The sequence below is a fragment of the Herpetosiphonaceae bacterium genome (genome assembly GCA_036374795.1).
Taxonomy (GTDB): Bacteria; Chloroflexota; Chloroflexia; order Chloroflexales; family Kallotenuaceae; genus LB3-1.
The window spans coordinates 1-13,759 of the sequence record DASUTC010000352.1 but is presented as its reverse complement, the minus strand read 5'-3'; the positions used below and the strand labels follow the sequence as shown (position 1 = coordinate 13,759).

Sequence of the window (13,759 nt, the reverse complement as noted above, 5' to 3'; positions counted from 1 at the left end):
TCCTTTCACGAGCAGGAGTTACGCGGTTGATCGAGTGGGCAATTGTCCCGTGCTGCGCAGGCGCACATTCGTCCTGCGACGCCTCGATCGCGTAAGTCCTATCACGACAGGCACAGGCAATAGGATCTCCCCTATTTCCGTGATCATGAGGAGGGCATGCCATAGAAAAAATCGGCATCGATCGCGGAGTGAGCGATGCCCAAGCGGCCTTGTTTCGCCCAGATCGCTGCGTGATGCCGCTTCCTGGGGCCGTTGCACCAGATGCGCTGGAGAATCCTTCGCCATGGCAGAAACATATGAGATGCCGATTGTCACGAAATGGCGTATCAGGTCGAGAACGATCCATTGGCATTCATTTAGTATAGATCAAGCGAACAGCCTAGAGCGGCTGAGGGTTGACCTAGCCATGACACGAGCGGGTTCGTGCCAATTCAGGGAAACTTTTCGGAAATAGCGTATTCTGTGGTGGCCCAGGATCGAGGAGTTAGGGGGATGCTCCTCTTCAAAGAGCGTTCACGCGGCCTTAGAGATATACCAGATATAGTATCCAGGCCAGGTGTCTGTAGAAAGTAGCAGGCCAAACGACACCAGTACAACAGCCAGCCATCCCTAGTTTACACCGGGCTGCTACGAGACTTTTTATACAGTTAATTAACCTTTTAAGTTTTTAAATTGACTTTTCTCTACCTCTTGTGATACCAAGACGTGTACGCCTGAGGCACACGGCACCTGTGCTGAGCCTGGCCCGCACGATACTAGGGAATATATCCATGCCTACCAAGAAAACTCCTGATGGTCATGATCGCAACACACGGGATCGAGCGATTGCGCTGGGCAAAGCCCTTCGCATGTTACGCGAAGAGCGGCAGCTCTCGCGGGCTGAGCTGCTCGATCGCTTTTATACGGAACTAGAGAGCGAGGGTATTAACTACAAGGTCAAGGGCGACTGGTGGCTGACCGGGATTGAAAACGGCGACAAAGCAAAACAATTGCCGCGTGAGTATATCGACGCTTTTATCCGCGCGCTTAAATGTACCCGGCTAGAGGCGACCCATCTGCTGATCCTGGCCGACCTCAATACGCTGCCGAACCTGCCCAACACCTCGTACACAACCGGGCTGACGTACGTCTTTGCCGAGCTGTTTACGGCAGCGCTTAAGGCGCTCGAAGCCCGGATCGACGAGGCAACAGCGGCACGGCTCAGCGAGCGAGCGTGGATGGAGATCGGCAGGGCTGTGCTGCAAGCTGTGGCTGCGGGTGATACCGTGTGACACGGCGCGCTATGTCGGCTTGGGCACGTACTGGTAGCCCTGGCCGCGCACATTCTGAATATAATCCCAGCTCGGATCAAGCTCATGAATCTTGCCGCGAATCCGGTGGATCGCCGCCTCCAGCGGACGCTTATTGGTAGAGGGGCCGCCCCACACCTCGGCGAACAGCTCGTCAATCGGGCACAGGCGATGAGGCCGCTCCAGCAAGTACTCGAATAGCCGCCGATCGAGCGGCGGCAGGCTATCGGCGATGTGCGCGATCCCGGTGCGGTGGCTGCGACGAACGTAGTTGCGGAACAGCTCGGCGAAAACGCAGTAGCGGCCCGTCCCCAGGTCATCGAAGATCAGCGCCTTCTGGAGCAGGCTATTAATCGCCGCTTTCTCACGGTCGAGATCGACCTCCTGGCCGGTCGCGATCTTGAAGAGTGTATCTTTCTCTTGCTCGTCCTCAAGCAGGCCCCAGAAGAAGGTGAACAGCTCATCAACGGCGGCGAGCGCCTCCATGCGCGCCAGCACATGCTGCCGCACGCGCGTGTCCGCGGTCAGGCGCTCGCTCAGCTCAGGATTCTCGCCGCGCATATCGAGATACTGCTCGCACAGCGTCGCCAGCAGATACGGCTGCCGACCGCCGCCCTCGACGAGGAACTGGACTTCTTCGCGGCTAAAGGCCACGCCTGCCGCCGCCGAGGGCTCCTCTGCCAGAGTGTGCGCCTCCGCCCTGGTCAGCAGCCCGATCACGCGGGGACTCAGCACGTTGAGCAGCGGCGACACATAGCTGCTATCTTCGCGCAGCTCGGCCAGCGGCCTCTCCGTGGCGATGATCAGCGCCAGGTAGTTGGTCAGGCTGCGCAGAAAGGCGTCGTCCGTAAGCTGGAGCGTGGCGAAGGCCTGGTCGAAATGATCGAGACACAGCACCAGCCGCTCTTTGCCGTCGGCGTGCGAGGCACGTAGCTGGCTCAGCAGCACATCTTTCAGCGCCGACGGGTCGGTATCATCCTCCGCCGCCCCGATCAGCTTCAAGCGCAGCAGATCGTCGTAGATCGTGCGCACGACCGCGGAGCCGTCGAGCTTGTAGGTGTTGATATACACGCAGCGCAGCGGGCGGTCGCTGTCTACGCCGTAGTGGACCAGCGCGGCGCGATAGCGGGCCTGCGCGCCCTGCTCGTGGCAGACGAACTTGAGCAGCGTGGTCTTGCCGATTGTGCGCACGCCGTGGAGCGCGAACGAGCGCGGCTCGTCCGAGCTCACGCCGAGCAAGATCGTGCGTGTATCCAGCGCCCGGCCATAGAATCGGCTGGGATCGAATGAAACCAGCAGGCGCGCAAATGGATTGATCTCGGTCATGATCGATACTCCAGGTTTCGAGTTCCAAGTTCCAAGTTCCAAGTTTCAAGTTCCTGCTTTGTTCTCTGTTCTTTGTTTCGTTGTTCTTTGCTCTAGGCTAGAGGCCGATTATCACGTAGCCACTGCGCGAAGAGCGGCACGCGGATCGTATGCCGGACAAGCGCGGCCTGGCGCTCACGTCGCACGATCCCCAGATCGCACAGCGAGTCGAGCACCTCCTCCAGCGCCGCCGCCGACATCGCCGCCTGGTAGCGCTCAAGCATGGCCTGGAGCTCCGCGATCGTCGCTCCCACATCGCCGGGACGGCAGCGCTCGGCCAGGCAGCGCAGCACAATCTGCTTCGCGCCCAGCCGCCGATACTCGCGCAGGAAGTCGGTGAAAAGCGTATCGCCGCCGTGACGCAGCAGCTCGTCGGCGACGTAGGCCAGATCCGCAGCCGTGACCACCCGCCGTCCCGCCAGGTTGACATGCTCGACCACGCGGCCCAGCAGGTGTTGCAGAAAGAAGGGATGGTGTGCCGTGAGATCGAGAAGCTGATGGACAACCGTCTCGTCGTAGCGCAGCAGCTCGCCCATCGGCTCGCGGATCAGCCGCTCCGCCGCGCGCGCGTCCAGGTAGTCCAGCCGCAGCGGAAAGCCGATGCGCACCAGTGGACGGCTGACCACGGGCTGATCGGCGTACGCAGCCTTGAAGAGCGTCTCCTGCACGCAGGTGATGAAGGCCATCTCCTGCTGCTGCTCGATCAGGTGCTTGAGCCGGTGGACGAACATCTGCGCGCGCTGCTTATCGACCCACTCGTCGACGATGTTGAACTCGTCGATCATGATCAGGAGCCGCTGGCCCTGCAAGACCGGCTGTACATCGGCCCACCAGTCGAGAAATGTCTGGAGGCTCTGCTCGGCCTTTTTCCGCCCGGCTCGAACGCGGCGGCCTTTGAGCGATAATCGCTGCTCGGCGGTGTCGATGATCTCGGCCCAGATTCGCGACTCCGGGCAATCGCCAAGCTCCTGCATGTCGATAAAGACCGGCACGAAGCTGGCGACATGCTCGATCGTGTCGCGCAGATAGCGCAGCAGCGAGGTCTTGCCCACGCGACTCATGCCGTAGAGCACAATATGATTTTGCGCGCCGCGCAGCCGCGTGATCAGGCTGCGGATCTCGTCGTCGCGGCCCTTGAAGACGCGGCGGTCCTGCACCGCTTTGGTGGTGTAGGGATTCGCCAGCAGCTCAGGATCGACCAGCCGCAGCTTTTCGATCGGCGAGAGCGCGCTGATCGTAAAATCGTTGATCGTGCCGCGATCCTTGAGCCGATCAAGCTGCTGGTCGAGCAGCACGATCGGCGCGTGGCTCTGCGCCTCGACCTTTAGCTCGATCCGCGCGGAGCGGTCGCGATCGATCGCGGCGGCCAGCTCCAGCAGGTACAGCCGGTCGGGGTGCTCGTACAGCGAATAGATCGTTTCCAGCACATCGCCCAGCAGCCGCGCCCGGTCCACGGCCTTGACGCGCACCTTGATCGCCTCGCCGGGACGGCTATCGCCACGCCATGCCAGGGGAATCGCCGCCTCGTTCTGCGGCGCGTTCGGGCAATCGGCGCGATAGACCGTCAGCCGCGCGGCCTCGGTGCCCGGCTTGCGCACGCGCCCGACGATCTTTACGCCCGGCACGACGCGGCAGGGCTTTTTGTCGTGGACGCACTGCGCGAACTGGATCTGCGCCACCCGCAGGGGCAGCCCGTCGGCGCGCACCACATGGTCGGAGAGACGCGACGCGATCAGCCGCGTGACGATCTGATCCGGCGACGGCAAGGACTGGCCCAGCGGATGCTTGCGCGCGGCCAGATCGTAGTAGAGCGCCTCGCGATCGGCGTAGCCCAGATAGTGCGCCGCCCGTGTCAGAAAGGCATCGACCTCTTCCGGCGGGATGTCGGGCAGGCCGTAGGCCCGCAGCTCCCGCGCCAGCACGCGATCGATCCAGACACGGCCCTCGTGCGGCGTGACAAGCCGCTGCTTGAGGCCGCGCTTGATATGGATCTTGGCCTTCGAGGTCTTCACCACGCGCAGCCAGCGCTCATCCGGGCCGGGATACTCAGGATCGACATCGATCTCGACCAGATCGCCGTTGTGCAGCGTGGCGTCGTAGCTCGCCTCGTGGCCGTTGATCCAGATCCGCTTGCAGTGCTTGCCTTTCTCGGAGTGAATATGATAGGCGTAGTCGATCGGCGTGCTGCCGACCGGCAGGATCACGACCTCGCCAGCCGGGCTGAAAACATACAGATCGTCGCTGGTCGAGCCGAGCGGCCGCGCGCGCACGAAGCTGATGCGCTGCTCGTTCTGCCACCAGGCGTTGGCGAGCAGCACGGGCCGACGCGCGAATTTGGTGCCGACGATGCCCAGCGCGTTGGTCTGCTCCATCGCATGGGTGCGGATGCGAAACTGCACGGCGATCTCCGGCAGCTTGTGCAGCCGGTAGCTGACGGTGGTGATCAGCGCCTGGTAGCCGTTCGATTTGGGATGGCTGATCAGATCGCGGAAGTAGCCGCCCTCGACGGTTCGGCCTTCGAGCGGACGCCAGTGGCGATGGATCAGGCCAAGCAGCAGGTAGCACGCCTGCTGCTGCGCGACGAGCACATCGACCACGAGATCGCGGACGATCACGCCGAGCGCCGCGCCGTGCAGCAAGCGCTGGTGCAGCCCAAAGGCCGAGTTGCTGTGCAGCCGAATCTCGCCCTGCATCCCGACGGCAACCATCTCGCGCGAGAGCACGGCCTGAATATCGGCGAAGCACTGCTCGCGCAGCGGACGCGCCGCGTTTTGCTGCTTGTGGATCGTCTGCAAGATGTTGTCGGGATTCAGGAGCTCCAGACCGCGCGCGCCCAGCTCGTGGCGCAGCCGCCAGATACCAAGCATCTCGATCAGCGGCAGGAAGATCGCCGCGTTATCTTCGGCCAGCAGCCGCGCAGCGCGCCTGTCGAGCAGGTCGATCGAGCGCATGCGTACGACATGCGCCGCCAGACACAGCAGCGCAACCTCGACGTTGGTATAGCCGACAAACAGCAGATGGCGTAGCCGCTCGCCGCGCCGCGCCCGGCTATGATCGCCGCTTGCCGCATCGAAGCTATCCAGCTCGCGGAACTGCTGCGCCAGTGTCAGCGCCTCAGGAGAAAGCTCGGCCCGCTCAGGCTCGCTAAGGGCCGGATCGTCGAGCAAGGGCCGGATAACCGCCGCTGCAAGAACTGCGGCCCGCTGGTGCCATTCTATTAACAACGCGATCCGCGCGGCGATCTCGTCTGTGAGCGTTTGTAGGTATCTAGTGTGCGTCCCTGCGGCTGCAATCGTCGTCGCAAGCAGCTCTTGTTCGTCCGAGGAAAGATAGGTGAGATCCAGATCCGGTCCGAGTAGTTGCATAGCAGTTGGCGGCGGAAACCCGCTCCTGTGTGAGTGGCAGGAGTCCTGTGGGCAAGGCCGCGCTTCCTCCTTTCAGGTGTGACCGTACCTGACACAGCGGTGCCGTACGATGCTGGTGTGTAGAAGGCCAGCTGTAGGACCACAAAAGCGCGTGTGACGCGCATGTGATTGTAGATCAACTTATACACCGAATACTTTCCAAAGTCAACCAAAACTCACAAACTCCCTCTTGACAAAGGACACGAGCTGTTATAGTATGCTGACATAGAATCACGAACATACACAAAGACACACTAAGCCCTACCTGAACAAGCGTGCCCAGATCATTCCGTCGCCGCAGATCTACCGAACCTAAAGGAGAACTGCTATGGAAACGTTGGCGATCGGCGTGCTGCTGCTTATGGTCTTTGTCCTACTCACGGCTCCGCGATCGAGCAAGCCGCAGGTAGTGTTCGTGATGGAAGAGTCGTCGCGGCCCGGCGGCTGTCTGCTGCTCGCGGCACTGGCGGTCATCACCTTTTTAGCTATCAGCCGGTAATGGAACGGAGGAAGGGTATGCGTACACCATTCGTGTGGACCAAGCAATACGTATTCAAGCCCATGCTCCTGGGGCATCTGTTCCGGCTCTTTGTCGTCTTCGTCCTGGGAGCGGCCTTTATCGTGGTGTACGCCGAGACGCGCGTCACCATCTGGCTCGTCGCGGTCGGTGGCTGTGTCGTCGCCGCTTCGATGCTGGTCTGGAGCTACAACGCCAACATCGTGCTGATCCACAACGGCGAGATCGTCGTGCAGCGCTGGCTTCAGCGCCAGCCGATCGTCGTCCTGATCGTGCTCAACGACATCGAGGTGCGCCAGAGCATGGTCGAGAAGCTGCTGGACTGTGGCACGCTCTACATGGAGCTTGACGGCAAGCAGCGCAAGCTGGCTTCGATCAGCGGGATGGCCGTCTTCAACAGCGTTGTCGCCGAGCGGCAGGATGTGATCCGGCAACTGCTGACAGCCTATCGGCAGCAGCTTCAGGCTCAGGAGCGCGAGATCGGCCAATTCCTGGGCCACGCCCACCAGCAGCCTCACGAGGCTTTCGCGCGGTAGGATGCGCAGGCGGGCGGCGACACTCGCTCACAGCCGATATGCGATACAACACGACGCGATGGGTTGGAGTAATCCGGCCCATCGCGTCGTTGTTTATGCCCCGCGTATGCAATGACTACCAATCCACAGGCAGCGAGAGCACAGCGCGGCGGCGTCGATCTGCAACGCTGATCGACACGGCATGCAGGAGCATGAAAGCGTCGGGATCAGGTCGGCGCAGATGCGTGTACGCCCAACGCACGATGACGCCCGTGCTAGAATAGTAGGCAGAGAGACTTTCTTCTGCCGACACCGCATGTCGCTCAGATCGAAGCATTTCGTAGCATCATGGCGAGGTATTGCATGGATACGATTGATGTAGCGGTGGGAACCCACGCCTCAGCTCCGCGCTCCGACATGGAGCAGCCGCTGACGCTGCCGCTCGACGACGAGCACGTATCGTTTGAGCTGGCGGGCGGCAAAGGCGCGAACCTGGCGCGGTTGGCGCGGGCCGATCTGCCGGTGCCGGATGGCTTTATCCTCACCACGCACGCCTACAGCGCCTTTATCGCCGCCAACAACCTGGAGCAGCCGATTCTCGATCTGGTTGCGCGGACGGCACCCGACGATCCCCAGGCGCTTGAGGCGGCTTCCACCGAAATTCGTGCCCGGTTCAGCGCAGGCACGATGCCCACGGAGATAGCCGAGGCGCTGCGCGAGGCGTATGCCGCGATCGGCAGCCCGGCGGTGGCGGTGCGCTCGTCGGCGACCGCCGAAGATCTGCCTGAGCTGTCGTTTGCCGGTCAGCAGGATACGTTTCTGAATGTCGTCGGCGTGGAAGCGCTGCTGCGCGCGGTGGTCGACTGTTGGAGCAGCCTGTGGACGGCGCGGGCGATCGGCTATCGGTCGCGCAACGGCATCGAGCAGCGCGGCATTGCGCTGGCGGTCGTCGTGCAGGCAATGGTGCAGAGCGAGGCGGCGGGCGTGCTGTTTACGGCCAATCCGCTTACGGGCAAGCGCGGCGAGGTGGTGATCGACGCGACGCTTGGCCTGGGCGAGGCGCTGGTCGCGGGGCAGGTCGAGCCGGATCACTACGTCGTCGATCCCGGCGGCGGGCGCGTCCTCGAAACCACGCTCGGCGCGAAGGCGCTCGCGATTCGCGGGCAGACCGGCGGCGGCACGACGACGGTTGCCGAAGACGCAGCCGAGCGGCAGGCGCTACCCGACGCGGCGATCGTCGCGCTGGCGCGAATCGGTCAGCGCATCGAACAGCTCTTTGGCAGCCCGCAGGACATCGAGTGGGCCTGGGCCGACGGTCGGCTCTTCGTGCTGCAATCGCGGGCGATCACCTCGCTCTTTCCGCTGCCTGAGGGCATAGCGCCGCACCCGCTCCAGGTGCTCCTCTCGTTCGGCGCGGTGCAGGGCGTGCTCGATCCGCTCACGCCGCTTGGCCGCGATCTCTTCCGGCAGTTCTTCGCGGCGGTCGCCAATCAGTTCAACCAGCAGGTGACAAGAGACACGCAGCGAATCTTTCTCGTCGCGGGCGAGCGCGTGTTTCTCAATATCACCGGCGCGCTGCGTCACCCGCGCCTGCATTTCGTCATCCCCGGCGCGCTTACGGTTGCGGAGCCAGCCGCAGGCCAGGCGCTGGCGACGGTGCTGGGCGAGCCAGCGCTGGCAACCAGCGCGCGCCCGATGAGCCTGCGGACGCGGCTACATACCGCTCGTATGCTGCGACGATTCGTGGGCAACATCGGCTACAACCTGCTTTATCCGAACCTGGGCCGTCTGCGGATTCAGCGGTTGATCGAGCAGACCGTCGGATCGATCCAGGCGCGCAGCGCCGCCGCCTCAACCCTGAGCCAGCGCATCGCTCTGTTCGATGAGGTGCCAGGGCTGCTGGTTCAGGCCGCGCTGCCCTATCTGCTGCCGGGCGTGATCTCAGGCATGATCTGCTTTCAAATCCTGAATCGGCTGGCCGCGAGTCTGCCGGGCGGCAGGCAGCTTGTGCTGGAGATCACCCGTGGGCTGCCGCACAACGTCACCACGGAGATGGATCTGGCCCTGTGGCAGACGGCCTGCGCGATCAAGGCCGATCCAGCGGGCGCGGCCTATCTTCAGCAGACCGACGCCGCCACGCTTGCCGATGAGGTCCTGAGCCAGCGCTTACCGGCACCGACGCAGCGCGCGATCGACACGTTTCTGGAGCGCTACGGCATGCGCGGCATCGCAGAGATCGATATTGGACGAGCGCGCTGGCGGGAGCAGCCGCTGCCGCTGATCCAGTCGTTGCAGAGCTATCTTCAGATCGACGATCCCAACGCGGCGCCCGATGCGATCTTCAGCCGGGGCGCTGCGGCGGCGCAGACGGCGATCATGAGGCTGACGCAGGCGCTTGCGCAAACGCCGCGTGGCTGGCTCAAGGTGCGGGTGGCCCGCTGGGCAGCGCGTCGCGTCCGCGCGCTCTCCGGCATGCGCGAAAGTCCCAAGTTTACGATGATCCGCTGCCTGGGCATTCTGCGTGCGGCCCTGCTCGACACCGGGCACGAGCTGGTGGCGCGGGGTGTGCTGTCGCGGCCAGACGATCTGTTCTTTTTGCATCCCGACGAGATCCGCGCGCTGGCGTCGGGCACCGATCGCGACTGGCAGGCGCTCGTGAACGAGCGGCGGGCGGCATATGCCCGCGAAAAGCGGCGGCGGCAGGTGCCGCGTCTGCTGCTCAGCGATGGACGCGCATTCTTCGATGGTGTTGCAGCGCCCGCAGACACCGATGGCGCGACGCTCGTCGGCAGCCCGGTTTCGCCCGGCGTGGTGGAGGGAATCGTGCATGTGGTGCTCGACCCGCGCGGCACGCAGCTCGCGCCGGGCGAGATCCTGGTCTGTCCCGGCACCGATCCGGCCTGGACGCCGCTCTTTCTGGCGGCGGGTGGCCTGGTGATGGAGGTCGGCGGCCTGATGACTCACGGCTCGGTCGTGGCGCGCGAGTACGGCATTCCGGCGGTCGTCGGCGTCCACCAGGCGACGACGCGGCTCAGGAGCGGGCAGCGCATCCGCGTGGACGGATCGCAGGGCCACATCATCCTGCTGGACGAGGCGTAGCACACGGGGCGCTGCCTGATGCATCGGAGGCAGCGCCCCGTGCGTGGATGGGGCTACACCTGTGATCGAGGCTGCCGGTCTGTGGTCGCGCATGTCTGCGCGGCGATCATACGGATCATGCAACCTCTTCTTCGATCTCATACAGGCTGGAGATCTGCGCTGCCTGGCCCAGCATGGCGATCACCGGGCAGTAGCGCGTCTCGGAGAGCAGGATCGCGCGCTCGACCGCCGCCGGATCGAGCTGTTTGCCGCGCAGCCGGTAGATGATGTTGATCTGAGTATAGACGCGCGGATGCTCGTCGGCGCGGCTGGCCTGCACGGCCACGGTCAGGCCGGTTAGCTTCTGCTGCTTCTTGCGCAAGATCGCCGCCACATCCATGCCGGTGCAGCTTGCCAGGCCGAGCAGCACCAGACGCATCGGCTGCGGCCCCGCGCCGACGCCCCCAGACTCTCTGGTCGCGTCTACGTCGATGTGGAACTCGCCGATCGTGCCTGCAAAATGCATCCCATCGACCAGCGTGGCCGAGGCGGTTTCCAGCGCGTGGGGAATCTCTATGGTTGCCATCATGTCGCTCCTTGAGCTCCTTCGTACTGAGGTGTATTGTGACGTATCGCAGCGCACGCGATCGTTGCGAGATGACAACCTGCAAGAAAAAAGAGACTACCGCTAAATCGGCTTGAGATGCGCCTCGATCTCCGCGCGATGCGGCTCAAGGAAGGGCGGCAGCGCCAGCCGCTCTCCCAGGTGGGCGGGATCTTCGTCCACGCTGAAGCCTGGCCCGTCGGTGGCGATCTCGAAGAGCACGCCGCCCGGCTCACGGAAGTAGATCGAGCGGAAGTAGAAGCGATTGATCACTGGCGTAATGGCAAACCCCGCCTCTCGGACGCGCTCGCGCCACCGCCGATGCTCATCCTCGCTCGGCGTGCGAAAGGCCACGTGGTGAACGCCGCCGATCCCGACGCGACCGGGCGGCAGCTCTGGCCGCTCGTCGATGTGGATCTCGGCCCCCGATCCGCCCGGCCCGACCTCGAACACGAGCGTCTGGCGCGCATCGTTCTCGGCGAAGGGGTAGCTTCCAGCCTGCCGAAAGCCGAGCGCCTCGGTCAGGAAACGGGCAGTGGGCATCGCGCGGTCGACGATCAGCTTGACCGCGTGGAGGCCGCGAATCGCCACTTCCGGCGGCACGGGGCTGCGCCGCCAGGGATCGCCGTCAGCCGTCTCGCCGCCCTCGACGAGCAGAAGTCGCTGGCCCTCTGGATCGGCAAAGACCAGCGCTCCTCGCCCTTTGAACTCAGTGATGCGCGTCGAGTCGATGCCGAACTCCGCGAGCCTCCGCTCCCACCAGCGGAGCGCATCGGCGTCGGGAACGCGCAGCGCAATCGCGCCGATCGAGCTGGTGCCGTGGACATTCGGCCCGATGTTGGGCCAGTCGAAAAAGGTCAGCTCCGTCCCCGGCTGGCCGATCTCGTCGCCGTAAAAGAGATGATAGGCCGAGACATCATCCTGATTGACGGTCTTTTTGATCAGGCGCATGCCCAGCACCTTGGTGTAGAAGGCGACATTACCGGCGGCATTGCCGGTCACTGCTGTGACATGGTGGAGTCCGCCAAGTTCCATCGTGCTTCTCCTGCTAACGCCCGGCAGCCTTTTGTAGCGTGGTGGCGCTCACGACACCGGGCCACTGGTGCGGATCTGGTAGCAAAGGCTGTTCCATAGCCGTCGTTCTGTTTACACTGTGGCACGCTCTTGGTGTTTGATCATGATCTGGAAGCAGAACAAAAGAGCACGTCGCATTGACGTGCCCCTGGCGATAGTTTTCTTCAATTGGCGACGAGCGCTACACCACCCACTCACGCACCGGAGCGAGGCGACGCTCTGCCCCCACCTCAACCGCATCGTCGAGCCGAACCCGGTCGTCGAAGCCGGTAGCGCGTGGCTCGACCTCCAACACCTCCGCCGCGATATAGGCCGCGAGATATGGCGAAATTCGCTGGCTTTCCAGCCCGTCCTCCAAAGTCGTCAGCAAATCGTGGTGCGTCATGGGGTAAACCTCCTTCGTGCGCTTCATTGTCGCACGGTACGCTGTGATATGAGCGATGTATGGCGTCGTACGGCTATATACAGGTAAAGTGGCAAATAGCTGCCGGGGGGAGGCAAGTTTTCCCGCTGCGTGGTGGGAAAGATTCATCTACGTACAATGGTAGCAACAGTATTATCCATCTGTCACACGTTTTGTCAAGTGTCGGGAGCGATCGTTTGACTCGCTGGAATATGCTACACGTACATGTCATGTCCCCGCTCGTCCTTGATTCTTCCATGCTCCGCCAAACGCCCTAGACCGCTGCCCATCCTTTGCAGGTGCCCACGCCCGGCAGCGACCTCTACACTTCGGAATCTGAAACCAGCGCGGAACCCCTACAGAAGGAGAATCACACCATGAGCGAGACGGTGAGCACCAAGAGTTGCATGACGCTCAACCTGGGCAACTACCGGAACTTCATCCAGGAAGTACAGAACGATCCAGCTAAAGCCAACTTTAGCTTCTCCGCCAAAACCTTGTGGAAAGGCGGCACGATCACCGAAACGACCGCCCGCGAGCGCGTGATCAAAGCCGACGAGCCGGAGGTTCTAGGCGGCCAAGACAGCGCCGTCGATCCCGTCGAGCTGCTGCTGGCGGCGCTCAGCAGTTGCGTCTCGATCGGGCTGGTCACGCAGGCGGCCAAGCGCGGCGTCGATTTCGAGGACTTCGAGATCGAGGTCACGGGCGATCTCGACCTGCGCGGCTACCTGGGCCTGGACGAGAGCATCCGCTCCGGCTTTACCAACGTCCAGTACATCGTGCGCATCAAGAGCGACGCGCCGCCGGAAGCGCTTGAGGAGATTCTGCGCGCTGCCGAGAAAACCTCGCCGATGCTCGACAACATCCGCAACGGCGTGCCCGTCACTTCGCGGCTGGAAATGATCGACTAGCCAAAACATTCAACACCCCGGATATGCATGAGCACAGGCACAGCGCGCCTGTGCTTCTTTGTCCCCAAACAATCGCCTCTCGCCGTATAATACGCCGCAACAAAGCTTTCGACGATGGAGCGCAGCCGTGCAGGAACATCCAACCACACGCTTCGAGGCAGACACAGGAGCCGCCCGCAACGAACAGATCATGGTCGGGCTGATCGTAGCCGTGCTCGCCCCTGTCATGCTCTACCTCGCCGGCGCGCAAAACATCCTCCTCCTGGCGCTGAGCGGTGCTCTCGGCGGCGTAGCGGGCTACGGCATCTACGCGCTGCGGCACTATGTTCGAGCGGCCCAGACGATCGAGATCGCGAGCGACGCCGTGATCGTCACCACGCAGCGGCGGCAGATGCGGCTACCGTGGGCTGAGATCCGCGAGGTTGGGCGGCGCTCGCACTACGGCGACTTCCTGCTGATCTACGTGCAGGGCGAGAAACACCCGCACACCATTTTGCTCGAAGGCTACACATCCGAGCAGATCCGCGCGATCGAGGCGCTGATCCGGCAGCGCAGCCAGCAGAACGCGCAGTAAACGCCTATCCTCTCGACATCACACC

At 63.1% G+C, this 13,759-nt stretch carries 11 protein-coding genes; 6 read left to right on the top strand and 5 right to left on the bottom strand.

The genetic code is table 11. The features are described from left to right. The first annotated feature begins 770 nt into the window (after window positions 1–770). Window positions 771–1,271: a hypothetical protein gene (locus tag VFZ66_28460; protein HEX6293148.1), complete on the top strand. Its 501-nt coding sequence runs from the start codon at window positions 771–773 to the stop codon at window positions 1,269–1,271. 9 nt (window positions 1,272–1,280) lie between these two features. Here VFZ66_28460 and VFZ66_28455 read toward each other — a convergent pair whose 3' ends face one another. Together VFZ66_28455 and VFZ66_28450 are read right to left on the bottom strand one after the other, a co-directional pair. Next, window positions 1,281–2,615 carry a winged helix-turn-helix domain-containing protein gene (locus tag VFZ66_28455; GenBank protein ID HEX6293147.1) on the bottom strand — a complete coding sequence of 445 codons (1,335 nt, stop codon included), beginning with the start codon at window positions 2,613–2,615 and terminating at the stop codon, window positions 1,281–1,283. Window positions 2,616–2,707: 92 nt separating this feature from the next. Beyond that, window positions 2,708–6,019 (bottom strand): TGS domain-containing protein, encoded by a 3,312-nt coding sequence (locus VFZ66_28450; GenBank protein ID HEX6293146.1) that lies wholly within the window; start codon window positions 6,017–6,019, stop codon window positions 2,708–2,710. 367 nt (window positions 6,020–6,386) lie between these two features. On the opposite strand from VFZ66_28450, the gene VFZ66_28445 reads away from it, so the two are divergent. The 3 genes from VFZ66_28445 to VFZ66_28435 all read left to right on the top strand — a co-directional run bounded on the left by VFZ66_28445 (window position 6,387) and on the right by VFZ66_28435 (window position 10,189). Next, window positions 6,387–6,557, top strand: coding sequence for a hypothetical protein (locus VFZ66_28445; GenBank protein ID HEX6293145.1), 171 nt, complete (start codon window positions 6,387–6,389; stop codon window positions 6,555–6,557). A gap of 17 nt (window positions 6,558–6,574) precedes the next feature. Then, window positions 6,575–7,111 carry a hypothetical protein gene (locus VFZ66_28440; GenBank protein ID HEX6293144.1) on the top strand — a complete coding sequence of 179 codons (537 nt, stop codon included), beginning with the start codon at window positions 6,575–6,577 and terminating at the stop codon, window positions 7,109–7,111. Window positions 7,112–7,453: 342 nt separating this feature from the next. Then, entirely contained in the window at window positions 7,454–10,189 is a 2,736-nt protein-coding gene (locus VFZ66_28435; protein ID HEX6293143.1) for a PEP/pyruvate-binding domain-containing protein, read from the top strand. 115 nt (window positions 10,190–10,304) lie between these two features. Here VFZ66_28435 and VFZ66_28430 read toward each other — a convergent pair whose 3' ends face one another. The 3 genes from VFZ66_28430 to VFZ66_28420 all read right to left on the bottom strand — a co-directional run bounded on the left by VFZ66_28430 (window position 10,305) and on the right by VFZ66_28420 (window position 12,231). After that, a complete protein-coding gene (locus VFZ66_28430; GenBank protein HEX6293142.1) occupies window positions 10,305–10,757 on the bottom strand; it encodes an OsmC family protein in 453 nt (150 codons plus the stop codon). 99 nt (window positions 10,758–10,856) lie between these two features. After that, window positions 10,857–11,807 (bottom strand): ring-cleaving dioxygenase, encoded by a 951-nt coding sequence (locus VFZ66_28425; GenBank protein ID HEX6293141.1) that lies wholly within the window; start codon window positions 11,805–11,807, stop codon window positions 10,857–10,859. Window positions 11,808–12,027: 220 nt separating this feature from the next. Beyond that, window positions 12,028–12,231, bottom strand: a complete 204-nt coding sequence (locus VFZ66_28420) for a hypothetical protein (GenBank protein ID HEX6293140.1) — start codon at window positions 12,229–12,231, stop codon at window positions 12,028–12,030. Between the two features lie 395 nt (window positions 12,232–12,626). On the opposite strand from VFZ66_28420, the gene VFZ66_28415 reads away from it, so the two are divergent. Then, window positions 12,627–13,160 carry an OsmC family protein gene (locus VFZ66_28415; GenBank protein ID HEX6293139.1) on the top strand — a complete coding sequence of 178 codons (534 nt, stop codon included), beginning with the start codon at window positions 12,627–12,629 and terminating at the stop codon, window positions 13,158–13,160. Between the two features lie 127 nt (window positions 13,161–13,287). Beyond that, window positions 13,288–13,734, top strand: coding sequence for a hypothetical protein (locus VFZ66_28410; protein ID HEX6293138.1), 447 nt, complete (start codon window positions 13,288–13,290; stop codon window positions 13,732–13,734). Window positions 13,735–13,759 lie beyond the last annotated feature (25 nt).